This is a genomic window from Mycolicibacterium duvalii, from assembly GCF_010726645.1.
GTDB lineage: Bacteria > Actinomycetota > Actinomycetes > Mycobacteriales > Mycobacteriaceae > Mycobacterium > Mycobacterium duvalii.
In genome coordinates this window covers 3,476,036-3,491,868 of sequence record NZ_AP022563.1, presented here as the reverse complement: position 1 = coordinate 3,491,868, position 15,833 = coordinate 3,476,036, and the positions used below count along the sequence as shown (strand labels likewise).

The window sequence follows — 15,833 nt, the reverse complement described above, 5'->3', positions numbered from 1 at the left end:
CCGTATTGAGCCGCGTCGGCGTGGACCTAGGGCCATTGGTCATCCGTCGGCGCAAAGGACTTCCTGCCCTTCTGCTGCGCACCGCCGCCGCGGTGCGATGAGGGCCGGTCATCTACCAAGGAGAGTGGCGATGGGACTTCCGGTGTTCGTCGATCCGAGGCGTTTCGACGCGGTGATTCTCGGGCCGCGGGCCGGTGTCCGTGCCGATCTCGTCGGGCAACTGCAGGCCGTGGACATCTGTGTCGCCACCGTCGATTCCACTTCGGATCCGCAGGTGCTGCGCGAGACCGCCCAGGAGTTCGGTGTCCGACCGTCACGCTGTGTGGTGATCGACGGAGATCCGGGCGGGGTGGCGGCCGCTCACGACGCCGGTTTCGCTCTGGTCGTCGGTGTGGCGCCGGTGGGCAGCGGGGACGCTCTCACCCAGTGCGGTGCCGATGTCGTCGTGCCCGACCTGGTCGCGCTCGCGGTGCGGGACAATTTCCGGCGGATCTCGGTGATGGCCGACGCGCTGCGCTCCTACGGTGAGATCGCACCGCTGGTCGAGACGCGAATTCCGGCGGTATTGCTCGATTTCGACGGGACACTGTCGGAGATCGTCGGCGAGCCCGCATCGGCCGCACTGGTTCCCGGCGCCCGCGAGACGCTGGAAGCGCTCGCGGCCCACTGTCCGGTCGCGGTCATCAGCGGACGCAGTCTGGGCGACATCCGGGACCGTGTCGGAGTGCCCGGCATCTGGTATGCCGGCAGCCACGGCTTCGAGCTGCTGGCGCCGGACGGCACCCGGCACGAGAACCAGGCGGGAGCCGAGGCCGCGCATGTGCTCGTCGGCGCCGTGGCCGAACTGCGCGCCCGCCTGGCCGCCGTCGAAGGTGTGCTCATCGAGGACAAGCGCTTCACCGTGGCCGTGCACTACCGGCACGTCGCCTCCGATCGGGTCGACGAGGTGGTCGCGGCGACCCGGGCCGTCGGGCAGCGCCGCGGTCTGCGCACGACCGGCGGCCTGAAGGTGATCGAGCTGCGCCCCGACGTCGACTGGGGTAAAGGTGCGGCCGTCGAGTGGATCATCGACCGCATCGACGGCCGCGAGCTGCTGCTGCCCATCTACATCGGCGATGAACTCACCGACGAGGACGCCTTCGACGTCCTGCGCCACAACGGGATCGGCATTGCCGTACGCAACCAGGAAACCGGCGACCGCAGGTCGGCGGCGCGGTTCGCCCTCGACAACCCCGAGGCCGTCTGCCGATTCCTGACCCGGCTGTCCGATCAGCTGGCCGTCGAGCACGACGTCACCAACGACCCCTGGTCGCTGACGTTCGGGGGATACCGTCCCGCCGACGAGCGCCTGCGGGAGGCGCTGTGCACCCTCGGCAACGGGTATCTGGCGGTCCGCGGCGCGGCGCCGGAGTGCGAGGCCGGGGAAAACCATTACCCGGCAATGTATGTCGCCGGTGTCTACAATCGTCTCACCGATCACGTGGCCGGTGTCGAAATCGACAACGAAAGCCTGGTCAACCTACCGAACTGGCTCGCGGTGACGTTCCGCATCGACGGTGGGCCGTGGTTCGACATCGACGACGTCGCCGAGGTCACCTCCTACGTCGCGACGCTCGATCTGCGGACGGCGATGTTGACGCGCGAGTTCGTGATGTGCGATCACGCCGGCCGCAGGACCCGGGTGCGTCAGCGTCGGCTGGTGGCGATGCACCGTCCGCATGTGGCGGCGCTGCAGACCACCGTCTACCCCGAGAACTGGTCGGGGCGCCTGGAGTTTCACACCGTCATCGACGGCCGCGTTCGCAATCTCGGCGTCGAGCGGTACCGCGACCTTTCCGCGCAGCATCTGACGGTGGACGGTATGCGCGAATTGAGCACCGATTCGGTGCTTTTGGATGCTCGCACCAACGAGTCCCAGATCCGGGTGGCCGTCGCGGCGCGCAGTCGCGTCGACAACGGCGCCGGCCCGCAGGCCGGGTACCGGGTGCTCCGCGACGACCGCCGCATCGGTCACGAGATCGCCGTCGACGTCACCGTGGGAGGCGCCGTCACCCTGGAGAAGGTGGCCACCGTCTACACCAGCCGCGACCACGGCATCTCCGGTCCGGTCGTGGCCGCCGAGCGCGAATTGGCCCACGTGGACAGCTTCGACGACCTGGAACGCGGACACCGCCTGGCGTGGACCCATCTGTGGGAGCGCTTCAACGTCGACCTGGGTCGCGAAGCCGACCTGCTGCGACTGGTACGTCTGCACCAGTTGCACACGCTGCAGACCCTGTCGCCGCACACCGCCGATCTCGACGTCGGGGTGCCCGCGCGCGGCTTGCACGGTGAGGCCTACCGAGGGCATGTCTTCTGGGACGAACTGTTCGTGTTCCCGGTGTTGAACATGCGCCTGCCCAAGGTCACCAGATCGCTGCTGCTCTACCGGTTCCGCCGGCTACCCGAAGCACGGCGGGCGGCGCGGGAGGCGGGATACCGGGGGGCGATGTTCCCGTGGCAGTCGGGCAGCGACGGACGTGAGGAGAGCCAGCGCCTGCACCTGAACCCGCGGTCGGGCCGGTGGAACCCGGATGCCAGCGCGCGGGCGCACCACGTTGGGCTGGCGATCGCCTACAACGTCTGGCAGCACTATCAGGTCACCGGCGACATCGGTTTCCTGATCGACTACGGCGTGGAGATGCTCGCCGAGATCGCGCAGTTCTGGGTCAGCGCGGCCACGCTGGACCCCGTGCGCGACCGGTATGTGATCTGCGGGGTGATCGGGCCCGATGAGTTCCACTCCGGTTATCCCGGCCGCGATTACGACGGGATCGACAACAACGCCTACACCAACGTGATGGCGGTGTGGGTGATCGTGCGGGCATTGGAGGCACTCGAGCGGTTGCCGCTGACCTACCGGTTGGCACTGCTGGAGGCGCTGGACATCGACGATGACGATCTGCGGCGTTGGGAGGATGTCAGCCGCAGGATGTTCGTCCCGTTCCACGACGGGGTGATCAGTCAGTTCGAAGGCTACGCAGAACTCGCGGAGCTCGATTGGGACGATTACCGGCAGCGCTACGGCGATCTTCAGCGGCTGGACCGGATCCTCGAAGCGGAGGGGTCGAGCGTGAACAACTACCGGGCGGCCAAGCAGGCCGACGTGTTGATGTTGTTCTACCTGCTCTCCGCCGACGAGCTCTACGAACTGTTCGACCGGCTGGGATATTCGTTCGCCCCCGAACAGATTCCGGCGACCATCGAGTACTACCAGAAACGCACGTCGCACGGGTCCACGCTGAGCGCGGTGGTGCACTCCTGGGTGCTGGCGCGCGGCGACCGGCGTCAGGCGATGAGCTACTTCCGGCAGGTGATGGCCTCCGACGTCATCGACATCCAGAAGGGCACGACGGCCGAGGGCATCCACCTGGCGGCGATGGCGGGCAGTATCGACCTGCTGCAGCGCTGCTTCACCGGGTTGGAGTTGCGCCGGGACCGCATCGTCGTCGGTCCGATGTGGCCGACCTCGCTCGGTCGCCTGACGTTCACCTTCCGCTACCGCGGCCACCGGCTGCGCATCAGTGTGGCCGGACGCAGCGCCACGCTGAGCGCCGAGCCCGGCGACGCCCCGCCGGTGATCGTCGAAAGTCGCGGAGACACCCGGGAACTGGTTGCCGGGTCGGCCGTGGAGTTCGTGCAGTGATTTTCGAACCGAGGACGACGTCGGAATCGAGGACCTTGTGCCATAGCTTCGGTGGTCTCGGGCTGCCTATGGTCGCGGTATGACCGATAACAGCTCACCGATCACCGTGCTTCCGCTCTCGGAGTGCTGGGACCTGCTGGCCGGCGTCTCGCTCGGCCGTCTGGTGACCAGCGTCGACGGCAATCCGGCGATCTTCCCGGTCAACTTCGCCGTGCAGAACCGCACCATCCTGTTCCGCACCGCGCAGGGCACGAAGCTGGTGAGCACGGCGATCAACAACAACGTCCTGTTCGAAGCCGACGACCACGACGACAAGCAGGGCTGGAGTGTCATCGTGGCGGGCACGGCGCGGTCGCTGCGCGAGGACGACGAGATCGCCGAGGCCCAACGCTCCGGCCTGCTGCCGTGGACGACGACCGACAAACCGCACTTCGTGCAGATCCGCCCGCGCAACGTGACCGGGCGCAGATTCGCTTTCGGTCCCGCGACGGCCCAGGCGCTGGCGGCCGAAGATCCCGTTCTGGGATAGCCCGTACGAAAGGGGACCGACGAGATGAGCGTGGCACGGGAGGACGTCAGCGGCCAGCCCCGGCGGGTCTTTCGGGACCGCCGCGAAGCCGGCCGGGTGTTGGCCGGCCTGCTCGGCGGATACCGCGGGCGAGAGGGGCTGGTGGTGCTCGGCCTGGCCCGCGGCGGGATCCCGGTGGCGTGGGAGGTGGCCGCGGCTCTCGGCGCCCCGTTGGACGCCTTCATCGTGCGCAAACTCGGCGCGCCCGGACACGACGAGTTCGCCATGGGTGCGCTGGCCAGCGGCGGACGGGTGGTCGTCAACGATGACGTGGTGCGGGCGCTGCGGGTGACGCCTGCGCAGCTTCGGGACGTGGCCGAGCGGGAAGGGCGCGAGCTGGTGCGCCGCGAAGCGGCCTACCGGGATGGGCGCCCGCCGCTCGAATTGGCCGGCAGGACAGTGATTCTCGTCGACGACGGGCTGGCCACCGGGTCGAGCATGTTCGCCGCCGTCCAGGCCCTGCGGGAGATGGATCCAGCCGAGATCGTCGTCGCGGTGCCGGCGGCGCCGGAGTCGACCTGCCGCGAGTTCGCCGGGCTCGTCGACGACGTGGTGTGCGCCTCGATGCCGACCCCGTTCATGGCGGTGGGCGCGTCGTTCTGGGATTTCACCCAGGTCAGCGACGACGAGGTGCGAGAACTCCTCGCCACGCCGACCGTCGGGATGCCCACCGCGCGGATCCGATTGGCCGAGACTCCGGCCGAGGTCATCACCCGCAGCTGCGTCGACGCACCGGCCGGGGTGCCGCCGCGCGAGGCGCTCGACGAACTGATCGGTGACGCCCGCATCGTGCTGATCGGCGAGAGTTCGCACGGCACCCACGAGTTCTACGAGGCGCGTGCCGAGATCACGAAATGGTTGATCGAGGACAAGGGCTTCTGCGCGGTGGCCGCAGAAGCCGACTGGCCCGATGCGTACCGGGTGAACCGTTATGTGCGCGGGCAGGGCGGCGACGGGTCTGCCGACGAGGCGCTGAGCGGGTTCGAGCGTTTCCCCGCCTGGATGTGGCGTAACACGGTCGTCCGCGACTTCGTCGGATGGTTGCGCGCCGGCAACGCGCAACGCCGGACCCAGGGCCTGCGCGAGACGGGGTTCTACGGACTGGATCTCTACAGCCTGCACCGGTCGATGCGGGAGGTCATCGACTACCTCGACAACGTCGACCCGGTCGCCGCGAGACGGGCCCGCGAGCGGTACGCGTGCTTCGATCACACCTCCGCCGACGACGGCCAGGCCTATGGTTTCGCCGCGGCTTTCGGCGCCGGGGCGTCCTGTGAACGCCAGGCCGTCGAGCAGCTGGTCGAGCTGCACCGCAACGGGCTGGAGTATCTGCGCCGCGACGGCGTGCTCGCCGAGGACGAGTTGTTCTACGCACAGCAGAACGCGCAGACGGTTCGCGACGCCGAGATGTACTACCGCGCGATGTTCGGTACCCGCGTCAACTCGTGGAACCTGCGTGATCAGCACATGGCCCAGACGTTGGAAGCGCTGCTGGCACATCTGGACCGGTCCGGCGAGCCGGCCCGGATCGTGGTGTGGGCGCACAACTCTCACGTCGGCGATGCGCGAGCGACCGAGGTCGGCGTCGACGGCCAGCTGACCCTGGGGCAGCTGGTCCGCGAGAAGTTCGGCGGCCGGTCCCGGCTGATCGGCTTCACCACCTACAGCGGAACGGTGACCGCGGCCAGCGACTGGGGTGGGATCGCCGAACGCAAAGTGGTGCGACCGGCCCTCAACGGCAGCGTCGAAGAACTGTTCCACGAGGTCGAACGACCTGAGTTCCTGGTGGCGGCCGCGATCAGCCGGGCAGCCGCCGAACCGCTGGACACGGTCCGGCTCGCCCGCGCGATCGGCGTCATCTACCGGCCGGAGACCGAACGGCAGAGTCACTACTACCACGTCCGGCCCGGCGACCAGTACGACGCCCTCATCCACATCGACAAGACCACCGCGCTGGAACCGCTGGAACCCACCAGTGTCTGGGTCGCCGGAGAGACACCGGAGACCTACCCCACCGGCCTATGAACGGTCCGTCGATCGTCACGTTGACGATGAACCCGGCCCTGGATGTGACCGCCGACGCCGATGAAGTCGTGCACACGCGGAAAATCCGTTGCCGTGCCGAGAGATACGACGCCGGCGGCGGCGGGGTCAACGTGGCCCGCTTCGCGCACGCCCTGGGGATGCCGGTGCAGGCGGTGTTCACCGCGGGTGGCGCGACGGGTTCGCGGGTGATGGACCTGGTCGACGCGGAGGGCGTGCACGCGGTCCCGGTCACCATCGCGGGACAGACGCGGGAAAGCTTCACCGTCAACGAGCGCGTCAGCGCGCGGCAGTACCGGTTCGTGCTTCCCGGGCCCGCGCTGACCCCCGAGGAGCAGCAGCGCTGCCTCGACGCGCTGCGGCGCGCCGCGGTATCAGCACGGTTCGTGGTGGCCAGCGGCAGCCTGCCGCCGGGAGTGCCCCCGGACTTCTATCAGCGTGTCGCCGACCTGTGCAGGGAGACAGCGGCATTGCTGATTCTGGACACCTCGGGTGCCGGGCTCCGTCAGGTGACCGGCGGCGTGCATCTCCTCAAACCCAGCCTGCGGGAACTGCGCGAATGCGTCGGGCGCGCCGTGGAGACCGAGTGCGAGCAGGAAGCTGCCGCTCGGGAACTCATCGATCGCGGGGTCACCGGCGCCGTGGTGGTGTCGCTGGGCGCGCAGGGCGCCCTGTTGGTGACTCCTGATGAGGCCGAACGGTTCCCGGCCGTCCCGGTCGCCACCGTCAGCGAGGTGGGGGCCGGCGACGCGATGGTCGCGGGCATCACGGTCGCGTTGGCGCGCGACGCGACCTGGAAACAGGCCGTGTGCTACGGGATAGCCGCCGCGACCGCGAAGCTCCAGACGCCGGGCACCGCGGCCTTCGGCCGTCGGGAGGTCGACGCGCACTTCCAGGATTATGTTTGCGCAGGCAGACGGTGTACGTAGAAATTTACGCGGACGACGCGTGCGCCGCCCGTTGCGATGGCACTATGGGACAGGTGACCGACTCGGGGGAGTCGGACTCTGGTGCCGGTGTGCGCCCGTTGCGGGAGACGCTGTCCCAGCTCCGACTCCGGGAACTTCTCAACGAAGTCCATGACCGCGTCGAGCAGATTGTGGAAGGTCGCGACCGGCTCGACGGACTGCTCGACGCGATGCTCACCGTCACCTCGGGACTGGAGCTCGACGAGACGTTGCGCACCATCGTGCGGACCGCCATCGATCTCGTCGACGCCCGGTACGGCGCGCTGGGGATCCGGGGCCACGACCACGAGCTCGTCGAATTCATCTACCAGGGGATCGACGAGGAGTCGCGGAAGCTCATCGGGCATCTGCCGGAGGGGCGCGGCGTGCTCGGCGTGCTCATCGACGATCCGAAGCCGATCCGGTTGGACAGCATCGCGAACCATCCGTCCTCCGTGGGCTTCCCGGCGCACCACCCGCCGATGCGGACATTCCTCGGGGTCCCCGTCCGCATCCGCCACCACGTGTTCGGCAACCTGTACCTGACCGAGAAGGCCGGCGGGCAGCCGTTCAGTGAGGACGACGAGGTACTGGTCCAGGCGCTGGCCGCGGCCGCCGGCATCGCGATCGAGAACGCCCGGCTCTACGAGCAGTCCAAGACCAGGCGGTCCTGGATCGAGGCCACCCGCGACATCGGTACCGAGATGCTGTCCGGAATGGACCCGTCGACGGTGTTCCAGATGGTCGCCGACAAGTCGCTGCACCTCAGCGGTGCGCGGTCGACGCTGGTCGCGGTGCGTCCCGACCTCGACGACCCGGAAGACGGGGTCGAGGAGCTGGTGGTGGCGGCCATCGGGGGGGCTGCCGGCGACACCGCCGCGATGTCGCGGGCCGCGGTGCCGACGGCGGGCACGGTCATCGGCGAGGTGTTCGCGAGCGCGACGGCGCAACGTCTGGATTCACTGCACCTCGATGCCGTGACGGCGACGCCCGGGCCCGCCCTGGTCCTTCCCCTGCGTGCCAGCGGCGCGGTGGCCGGAGTGCTGGTGGCCTCGCGCCCGGAGGGGGCCGCCCCGTTCGACACCGAGGAACTGGACATGATGGCCGCGTTCGTCGACCAGGCGGGACTGGCGTGGCAGTCGGCCACCACGCAGCGGCGGTTACGGGAAGTCGATGTGCTCAGCGATCGTGACCGCATCGCCCGTGATCTGCACGACCACGTGATCCAGCGGCTGTTCGCGGTCGGCCTGGCTCTGCAGGGCACCATTCCGCGGGCGCGCAGCACCGATGTGCGCGACCGGCTCGCCGAGTGCGTCGACGACCTGCAGGAGGTGATCCAGGAGATCCGCACCACCATCTTCGACCTGCACGGCGGGCAGGGGGGCGGAACTCGGCTGCGACAGCGTCTGGATGAGGCGATAGCTCAGTTCGCGACCCCGGAATTGCACACCACCGTGCAGTTCTCCGGGCCGCTGTCGGTCGTCGATGCGGTCCTGGCCGACCACGCCGAAGCTGTGGTCCGCGAAGCGGTCAGCAACGCGGTGCGCCACGCGGATGCGACCGCGCTGTCGGTCAGCGTCGCCGCGGCCGACGAACTGTGCATCGAGGTCGTCGACGACGGTCGTGGACTCCCCGCGGACGTCACCTGCAGCGGGTTGCGCAACCTTCGTCAGCGCGCCGACGACGTCGACGGCAGCTTCACGGTCGAGCCCGGGCCCGGCGGGGGGACGCGCCTGCGGTGGCGAGCGCCGTTGCGGTGAGAGGAGAACATATGCACGCTCAAGTCGGGGACTGGCTGGTCATCAAAGGCTTGACGGTCGACCGCCCGGAACAGCGGGGTCTGATCACCGAGGTGCGATCCGGTGACGGATCGCCCCCGTACGTCGTGCGTTGGCTCGATTCCGAGCACGAAGCCGTCGTGTTCCCGGGACCGGACGCGCTCGTCGTGACCGCCGAGGAACAGCGGGAGGCCGATGAGCGGGCCTGCCGTCGGTTCGGCGCGGTCCAGTCGGAGATCCGCCGCGGGGCGAAGCACTAGAGCGCCGGCTGCAGCGGACATGGCGCCGACGTCGAAACGAGGCTGGCCCGCACAGGTGCGGCGGCGCGACGGGACGCTGGTGCCGTTCGATGTCGGACGGATCGAGAGCGCGGTGAGCCGCGCCGCGCGGGAGGTCACCTGCGAGGACGCCGACATGCCCGCCATCGTGGCGGCGGCGGTGGCCGATGCGCTCGGGCCGGGGGTGGCCGCGGTCGAGCGGATCCAGGATCTCGTTGAGGCGCGACTCGGTGAGGCCGGGCTCGACGACGTCGCTCGGGCGTACATCCTCTATCGCCAGCAGCATGCCGAACTGCGTTCCGCCAAAGCGCTTCTCGGGGTCCGCGATGAGCTGAAACTCTCGTTGGCCGCGGTGACGGTGTTGCGGGAACGGTACCTGCGGCGTGACGACGAGGGCCGGCCGGTGGAGTCGACGGGCGAGATGATGGACCGGGTCGCCGGGTTCGTCGCGGCCGCCGAGGACACCTACCGGGCCCGCTCGTCGGGCCGCTGGGCCGAGCGGTTCGCCGCGGCGTTGCGCCGGCTCGACTTCCTGCCCAACTCGCCCACCCTGATGAACGCGGGCACCGAGCTCGGATTGCTGTCGGGCTGCGTGGTGCTGCCGGTGCAGGATTCGTTGCGCTCGATCTTCACCACGCTGGGCCAGGCCGCCGAAGTCCAGCGGTGCGGTGCGGGTACCGGTTTCGCCTTCAGCAGGCTGCGACCGGCCGGCGACGCGATCGCGAGCACCGGAGGATTCGCCAGCGGGCCGGTGTCGTTTTTGGAGTTGTTCGACACCGCCGCGAAGGTCGTCTCCCTTGGCGGCCGCCGGCGGGGCGCCTGTATGGGTGTGCTCGACGTCTCCCACCCCGACATCGCCGACTTCGTCGCCGCGAAAAGCGCTGAGAGCAAAGGTCTGTCGCAGTTCAACCTGTCCGTGGCCGTCAGTGACTCCTTCATGCGTGCCGTGCGTCGCGGGGAGATGCACCGACTGCGGCACCCGCGCACCGGCGCGCCGGTCGCCAGCATCGCCGCCGCCGAGTTGTTCGACAAGATCTGCGAGGCCGCGCATGCGTGCGGGGATCCGGGCCTGCTGTTCGCCGACCGCATCAACCGCGCCAACCCGGTGCCTCGTCTCGGCCGGATCGAGGCCACGAACCCGTGCGGTGAGGTGCCGCTGCTGCCGAACGAGTCGTGCAACCTGGGGTCGATCAATCTCGCCCACATGGTCACCGACGACCGGGCCGACGGTGTCGACTGGGACCGGCTCCGGGCGACGACAGCGCTGGCGGTGCGCTTCCTCGACGACGTCATCGACGTCAGCCGCTACCCGTTCGATGCGCTCGCCACGGCCGCCCGCGCCACCCGCAAGATCGGGCTCGGCGTGATGGGACTCGCGGAGATGCTTGCTGTGCTGGGCGTTCCGTATGACAGCGAGGCCGGGGTGCGGCTGGCGAGCCGGGTCATGAGCCGCATCCAGCGCACCGCGCACGACACGTCACAGCAGCTGGCCGCCGAGCGCGGACCCTTCCCCGAATTCCCCGGCAGTCGATTGTCCCGGCCCCGGCGCAACGCCGCCGTCACGTCGGTGGCCCCGACCGGCACGATCTCCCTGATCGCCGGCACCACCGCCGGAATCGAACCGATGTTCGCCGTCGCCTACACGCGTGCGGTCATCGGCCGGCACCTGCTCGAGGTCAACCCGTGCTTCGATCGGCTGGCACGCGCTCGGGGCTTCTACACCCCGCAGCTGGCCGCCGAAATCGCCCAACGCGGCGGGGTCCGGGGTGCGCGAAACCTGCCCGCCGACGTGCGCGCGGCGTTCCCGGTCGCCGGCGAGATCTCCGCGCAGTGGCACCTGCGCATGCAGGCAGCCGTACAGCGGCACGTCGACGCCGCGGTGTCGAAGACGGTGAACCTGCCCGCGGCGGCCTCCGTCGGCGACGTCCGCGAGATCTACCTGGCCGCTTGGGAGGCCAGGGTCAAAGGCATCACCGTCTATCGGTATGGGAGCCGGTCCGGTCAGATCCTGACCTATGCCGCACCGCAACCGGCGCTTGCGCAGGCCGACCTCGAGTTCAGCGGAGGCTGCATGGGCCGGGCCTGCCAGATGTGATCCGCCGACCTATACCTCTTCGACAGAGGTCAACCGAGGTGGCGTCTCCCCGTCGTGGATGACGGCGTCGGCGAGCTCGGCGAGCTTGCGTTGCTGCGCGTGGGCGTGGGCCCGCAGCATTTCGAAGGCTTCTTCGACGTCCACCCCGGTGCGTTCGGCGACGACGCCGGTGGCCTGCTCCACTGTCAGACGTCTCTTCAGGGCGGCCTGGAGTTGTTCGATGAGCAGGTTGTGCTGACCGAGGGTGCGTTCGTGGAGGAGCGCGATGGCGGCGACGTCGGTCAGGGCCTGCCCCACGGCGAGAACCTCGGCGTCGAGATCGCCCGCCGTCCGGGTGAACAGGGTCATGCCGCCGATGAGCTCGTCCCGCAGCCGCATCGGCAGCGCATGGACCGCGACGAACCCGGATGCGAGGGCCTCGGGAGCGAAGCTGGGCCATCGCCCGAGGGCGGAGTGCAAGTCCGCGGAGCTCACCGGGTGACCGGTGCGGAAACAGTCCTGGCAGGGACCCTCGGTGTTCTGTACCTGGGACAGCTCCAGGACCCGCGCCAGTTCGGATGAGGCGGCGACGACGCTCAGGCCTCCGTGGCTGTCGGCCAGCAGGAGTCCCACCGCGTCGACACCGAGGATTTGTTGGGCGCGGACGGCGATCAGATGCAGGACGTCGACGAGGTCGTACTCGGTGACGAGGATCTCCGCCAGCTCGACGAAGGTGCGGCTGATCGAGACCGGCGAGCCGGCGCTCATGCCGGCTCCCCGGACTCCGCGCTGGGCTCCCCGGCCGTGGCGGGCTCGAAGCGCAGTCTGCGTTCCACCACCGCTCGGGCCACGGCGGCGAGCTGCAGGTCATGACGGTAGGCGTGGGCCCGCAGGCGTACCAGGGCGTCGAGCACCGAGATCCCCAGCTGCACCGACACCATCCCGGCCGCCTGATGCACCTCGGCTCGCCACAACGCCGGGGCCTGGCCGTTGAAGACCGCGTCGTTGGCGGGGGTGTCGATTCCGCTGCGCGCGTCGAGGATGAGCATGAGTGCGGTGTCGGCGTAGACGAGGGCGTCGATCAGCTCGTCGCGGCCGAAGTCGCGCGGGGAGTCGCTGTAAAGGTTCATAGCGCCCACGTTGATCGCGCCGAGTGCCAGTGGGAAGCTGTGCACGGACCGCACGTCGAGGCGGCTCGCCTGGGTCGCGAACATCGGCCATCGACGGTGTGAGGCAGCAGATGTCAGATTGTCGACGAGCACCGGTTGCCCGGTGGCCGACGCGTCGATCCCCGGCCCCTCGCCGAGGGTCGTCTGCAGACCGTCGGCATCGCCGGCGTGATCGCCGATGCAGTACACCGGCTCCAGTGTCTGCGGCCCGCCTGCCAGCATCAGGCCGGCGCCGCTGACGGCCAGCGCTTCCACGCATTCGATGCACACATGCCCCGGTGCGGGTGGCCCGCCGTCGCGCATCGCGCGGAGTGCGACGGCGGTCCAGATCCGGGCGGCGCGCTCAGTTTCCATCGCGACCGTCGCCACCGGGATCAATGGCTGGTGATGGCCTGCTGCGCGCAGATCGCTTTCACGAACTGCGCGACCGCGTACTCGGGAAGGTGGCGGGCGATGTCGGCTTCGGAGATGATCCCGACCAGTCGGTGATCGTCGATGACCGGCAGCCGGCGGATCTGATGCTCCTCCATGATGGTGAGCATCTCCTGGATGTCGGCGTCGGCCGCCACGGAATAGACGGTGCCCTGCGCCAACTCGCCGACGGTGACGGCGGCCGGGTCGTGACCCGCGGCGAGGCACTTGACGACGATGTCGCGGTCGGTCACGATCCCGTGCAGTCGGTCATCGTCGCCGCAGATGGGCAGCGCACCGACGCCGAGCTCGGACATCCGTTGCGCGGCTTGGGCCAGCGTCTCGTGTTCACCGACGCATGTCGCACCGGCGTGCATGATCTCACGTGCAGTTGTCATGGTGCTCTCCTCGATTCAGGCTGCAATGCCGTGATGAAGCGAGATTCTTCTGTCTTGTCGGAGCGTGCGACAGAGGTCTTTTGGCACCAGATTGGCGACCAGATGCCGGTGGCACGACGGTCAGGGCCTTGCGGGTGACTTTCGGCCCTGGCTCGGTGCTGTTCGCGTGCAGTGTGCTGGGGTCGAGCGGCAGGAGGATCGGACATGAGAACGTCCACGAAAGTCCCGGGCCTCGACCACGCGATGCACGCCGCCCATACGTGGGTCAACGCCGTCGCCGCGGAATTCGACACCGAGGACCGCGAATTCGCCTACGGGGTGTTGCGGGGATGGCTGCACACCCTGCGTGACCGGCTCACCGTGGAGGCCGCGGCGCATTTCGCCGCACAGCTGCCCGACCTCGTGCGGGGTGTGTTCTACGGCGGGTGGGATCCGGCGGCGGTACCGGTCAAGCTCGACGCGAAGGCCTACACCGCGCGCTTTGCGCACGAAGCGAACATCGCGGTGCAGGACGTCCCGAAGGCAGCCGCGGCGGTCACCGCCGCGCTGATGCGGCTGCTCCCACCGGCGCAGGTGACCAAGGCGATCAACCAGCTGCCCGACGACATCAAGACGCTTCTGCGGCCCTGAACAGCCCGCCCCAGGCGTCGTCGATCGCCGCGGTGAGGTTCTCGTCGCCGGCCGCCGTTGATTCTCCCTGCGCTCTGCTCACCAACGCGGTGGCCAGACGCAGGGGGTCGACGTTGTGGTGCCGTGCCGCCCCGACGATGTCGAGAAGGGCATCATCGAGGCTGCACTGCTGCAGGGCGACCAGAACGCCCTGCGCCGCGCACAGGGTGCGACGCGCGTCGCGGTGACGGGATGGTCCGACCGGTGCCATCATCGACTCCCTGCGCCGGTGCCGGCACCCGACGCCGACCGGCGGTCCGCGCCCGAACCGACCGGGTAGCGCAGCAGGGCCGCCAACCCGTCGGTCAGGTCGCGCGTCTGGTCGACCCGCACGATGTCGGCGTCGGTCGCGATCGCCACGAAGGGCACGGCTTCGTCTTCCAGGGCAACCCGGATCGGCGGTTCGCCGAGCCCGGACAGTGTCTCGGCGTCCGGGGCGATGGTCGTCCGGTCCCTACCGCACACCACCGTGGCGCTGCCGACGTCGCCGACCACCAACGTGTCCACGGCACCGCAGCGCAGCGCCGCGCAGACCTCCGCGAGACCGACGGCGGCCAGCCCCGAGCCGCGGCCGGTCTCGGCGTCGAGGCGCGCCAACACTGCGCTGTCCGCTTCGCGCCGCCGGCGGGTGAGTTCGTCGCCGACCTGGTGCGCCATCTCCTCCTCGCCGCCGCGGCCACCGGACGCGGCCGCCGGCAATGTGACGACGCGTTCCTGGATTCGCCGCGGCAGGCAGGACTCGACATCTGAGCGTGCGCCGACTTCGCCGCGCAGGAACACCAGCTCGCTGCCGCCGCGGTCGACCAGCTCGGTGATGCGCTCCGCGACGGCGCGGGCGTTGGTGCGCACCGCCTCTTCGGTCGTGTGGGCGAAGTCCTGATAACCGTGCCAGCCGGCGGTGGCGGGCTTGTGTACCGGGAAGCCCGGTCCGTGCACGGTCTCGCGGTGTACCGCGCCGTTGCGGTGGTCGGCGAGGTCGGCACCCAGATGGTCGACTGCGGCGAACAGATAGGGCGGGTGCGCCAACGCCGACTCCAACAGCGGCAGCAGGTACGGGTACTCCGAAACTCGTAGCGCCGTGATCGACGGCGGGGCCGCGAGGTGCTCGTTGAGCAGCACCCCCTCGCGGCCCGCGATCACCGCGCGGCCCGCCCGTCCCACCCCCGGCGGGCTGTTCAGGACCGCCCGTTCGACGGCTCCGACCACATGTTCGGACACCGCGCTGTCCTCGAGATGGCGGCGGATCGCGCGCCAGCGTGCGACGGCCTGCTTCGCGCCGTCCGGGTGGGCGCGGTCGTCGTCGATATAGAGGGAGACGAAAGGCCCTGGTGCGTCGACGAAGGAACGCAGTCGGTCAATTGCCATGATGTGCCTCGCTGTCGGTGGCCAGGCTGAACTTGACGAAGTGTTCGACGCCGAAGCGCGCGAAGGCGCGCCGGCGCCGCGGCGTCAACTGCTCGGCCGCGACGTCCGCGCCGATGATCTGCGGGTTGACCACATCGAACGACCGACCACCGACGGTGATCGTCGCCTCGCCGGAGGCCACCACGTTGCGCAGCCAGTCGACGTCGGTGCCATAGGGCAGCGGGGTGAGGAAGCCGTCCGGGACGCGCTCGGCGACCACCGGTGTGGTGCGAACCGTGCCGGTGGTGCGTCCGGTGTGCCGGATCGCCGTGGCGTACCAGTGCCGACGCCCGGCCAGCAGCAGCATCACGGGGTTGAGCACGTGTTTGTTGAACGTCCGCACGACATTCCTGGCCGAGCGGGTGGGCAGGGTGGGCATACCCGATGCTCACCGAATCCGGCAGCGCCC

At 69.4% G+C, this 15,833-nt stretch carries 14 protein-coding genes; 8 read left to right on the top strand and 6 right to left on the bottom strand.

Features of this window, described 5'->3' with window-relative positions; translation table 11 throughout:
• Positions 1–130: 130 nt before the first annotated feature.
• The 7 genes from otsB (at position 131) to G6N31_RS16460 (ending at position 11,394) form a co-directional block, all read left to right on the top strand.
• Positions 131–3,685 carry a trehalose-phosphatase gene (gene otsB, locus G6N31_RS16490; protein ID WP_098002518.1) on the top strand — a complete coding sequence of 1,185 codons (3,555 nt, stop codon included), beginning with the start codon at positions 131–133 and terminating at the stop codon, positions 3,683–3,685.
• Between the two features lie 79 nt (positions 3,686–3,764).
• Positions 3,765–4,214, top strand: coding sequence for a pyridoxamine 5'-phosphate oxidase family protein (locus tag G6N31_RS16485; RefSeq protein WP_098002519.1), 450 nt, complete (start codon positions 3,765–3,767; stop codon positions 4,212–4,214).
• 24 nt (positions 4,215–4,238) lie between these two features.
• A complete protein-coding gene (locus G6N31_RS16480) occupies positions 4,239–6,278 on the top strand; it encodes an erythromycin esterase family protein (protein ID WP_098002520.1) in 2,040 nt (679 codons plus the stop codon).
• Complete coding sequence (locus G6N31_RS16475) at positions 6,275–7,225, top strand: 1-phosphofructokinase family hexose kinase (protein WP_098002521.1); 951 nt, start codon at positions 6,275–6,277, stop codon at positions 7,223–7,225. Before G6N31_RS16480 ends, G6N31_RS16475 begins: the two co-directional genes overlap by 4 nt.
• 53 nt (positions 7,226–7,278) lie before the next feature.
• Entirely contained in the window at positions 7,279–9,003 is a 1,725-nt protein-coding gene (locus tag G6N31_RS16470) for a sensor histidine kinase (RefSeq protein WP_234815219.1), read from the top strand.
• An 11-nt stretch (positions 9,004–9,014) separates the two neighbouring features.
• Positions 9,015–9,281, top strand: a complete 267-nt coding sequence (locus G6N31_RS16465) for a DUF1918 domain-containing protein (protein WP_098002522.1) — start codon at positions 9,015–9,017, stop codon at positions 9,279–9,281.
• A 19-nt stretch (positions 9,282–9,300) separates the two neighbouring features.
• Positions 9,301–11,394: an adenosylcobalamin-dependent ribonucleoside-diphosphate reductase gene (locus tag G6N31_RS16460; protein ID WP_234815220.1), complete on the top strand. Its 2,094-nt coding sequence runs from the start codon at positions 9,301–9,303 to the stop codon at positions 11,392–11,394.
• A gap of 9 nt (positions 11,395–11,403) precedes the next feature.
• On the opposite strand, the gene G6N31_RS16455 is transcribed toward G6N31_RS16460, so the two are convergent.
• The 3 genes from G6N31_RS16455 to G6N31_RS16445 are packed head-to-tail and all read right to left on the bottom strand — an operon-like array spanning position 11,404 to position 13,351.
• Positions 11,404–12,141: a GAF and ANTAR domain-containing protein gene (locus G6N31_RS16455; protein WP_098002524.1), complete on the bottom strand. Its 738-nt coding sequence runs from the start codon at positions 12,139–12,141 to the stop codon at positions 11,404–11,406.
• Positions 12,138–12,896, bottom strand: a complete 759-nt coding sequence (locus G6N31_RS16450) for a GAF and ANTAR domain-containing protein (RefSeq protein WP_133117663.1) — start codon at positions 12,894–12,896, stop codon at positions 12,138–12,140. Before G6N31_RS16450 ends, G6N31_RS16455 begins: the two co-directional genes overlap by 4 nt.
• Before the next feature lie 20 nt (positions 12,897–12,916).
• Positions 12,917–13,351, bottom strand: coding sequence for a CBS domain-containing protein (locus G6N31_RS16445; protein WP_098002526.1), 435 nt, complete (start codon positions 13,349–13,351; stop codon positions 12,917–12,919).
• Positions 13,352–13,555: 204 nt separating this feature from the next.
• Here G6N31_RS16445 and G6N31_RS16440 point away from each other — a divergent pair, with 204 nt between their 5' ends.
• Positions 13,556–13,981, top strand: coding sequence for a DUF2267 domain-containing protein (locus tag G6N31_RS16440; protein ID WP_098002527.1), 426 nt, complete (start codon positions 13,556–13,558; stop codon positions 13,979–13,981).
• On the opposite strand, the gene G6N31_RS16435 is transcribed toward G6N31_RS16440, so the two are convergent.
• Genes G6N31_RS16435 through G6N31_RS16425 form a run of 3 tightly spaced genes read right to left on the bottom strand, consistent with a single transcriptional unit; the run spans position 13,959 to position 15,803 of the window.
• A complete protein-coding gene (locus tag G6N31_RS16435) occupies positions 13,959–14,234 on the bottom strand; it encodes a hypothetical protein (RefSeq protein WP_133117664.1) in 276 nt (91 codons plus the stop codon). The two genes, G6N31_RS16440 and G6N31_RS16435, sit on opposite strands and share 23 nt — an antisense overlap.
• Positions 14,231–15,385, bottom strand: coding sequence for an Rv2629 family ribosome hibernation factor (locus tag G6N31_RS16430; protein ID WP_098002529.1), 1,155 nt, complete (start codon positions 15,383–15,385; stop codon positions 14,231–14,233). Before G6N31_RS16430 ends, G6N31_RS16435 begins: the two co-directional genes overlap by 4 nt.
• On the bottom strand, positions 15,375–15,803 hold the full coding sequence (locus G6N31_RS16425) for a nitroreductase family deazaflavin-dependent oxidoreductase (RefSeq protein ID WP_163722225.1): 429 nt from the start codon (positions 15,801–15,803) through the stop codon (positions 15,375–15,377). The genes G6N31_RS16430 and G6N31_RS16425 overlap by 11 nt, the downstream gene beginning before the upstream one ends.
• Positions 15,804–15,833: the final 30 nt, after the last annotated feature.

What these genes read in the sequence shown, in the direction of transcription:
- G6N31_RS16465 (WP_098002522.1), top strand. Translation starts at nt 9,015, where the DNA reads ATGCACGCTCAAGTCGGGGACTGGCTGGTCATCAAAGGCTTGACGGTC.
- G6N31_RS16430 (WP_098002529.1), bottom strand. Translation starts at nt 15,385, where the DNA reads ATGGCAATTGACCGACTGCGTTCCTTCGTCGACGCACCAGGGCCTTTC.
- G6N31_RS16435 (WP_133117664.1), bottom strand. Translation starts at nt 14,234, where the DNA reads ATGATGGCACCGGTCGGACCATCCCGTCACCGCGACGCGCGTCGCACC.
- G6N31_RS16475 (WP_098002521.1), top strand. Translation starts at nt 6,275, where the DNA reads ATGAACGGTCCGTCGATCGTCACGTTGACGATGAACCCGGCCCTGGAT.
- G6N31_RS16445 (WP_098002526.1), bottom strand. Translation starts at nt 13,351, where the DNA reads ATGACAACTGCACGTGAGATCATGCACGCCGGTGCGACATGCGTCGGT.
- G6N31_RS16480 (WP_098002520.1), top strand. Translation starts at nt 4,239, where the DNA reads ATGAGCGTGGCACGGGAGGACGTCAGCGGCCAGCCCCGGCGGGTCTTT.
- G6N31_RS16455 (WP_098002524.1), bottom strand. Translation starts at nt 12,141, where the DNA reads ATGAGCGCCGGCTCGCCGGTCTCGATCAGCCGCACCTTCGTCGAGCTG.
- G6N31_RS16425 (WP_163722225.1), bottom strand. Translation starts at nt 15,803, where the DNA reads ATGCCCACCCTGCCCACCCGCTCGGCCAGGAATGTCGTGCGGACGTTC.
- G6N31_RS16450 (WP_133117663.1), bottom strand. Translation starts at nt 12,896, where the DNA reads ATGGAAACTGAGCGCGCCGCCCGGATCTGGACCGCCGTCGCACTCCGC.
- G6N31_RS16485 (WP_098002519.1), top strand. Translation starts at nt 3,765, where the DNA reads ATGACCGATAACAGCTCACCGATCACCGTGCTTCCGCTCTCGGAGTGC.
- G6N31_RS16440 (WP_098002527.1), top strand. Translation starts at nt 13,556, where the DNA reads ATGAGAACGTCCACGAAAGTCCCGGGCCTCGACCACGCGATGCACGCC.
- G6N31_RS16460 (WP_234815220.1), top strand. Translation starts at nt 9,301, where the DNA reads ATGGCGCCGACGTCGAAACGAGGCTGGCCCGCACAGGTGCGGCGGCGC.
- otsB (WP_098002518.1), top strand. Translation starts at nt 131, where the DNA reads ATGGGACTTCCGGTGTTCGTCGATCCGAGGCGTTTCGACGCGGTGATT.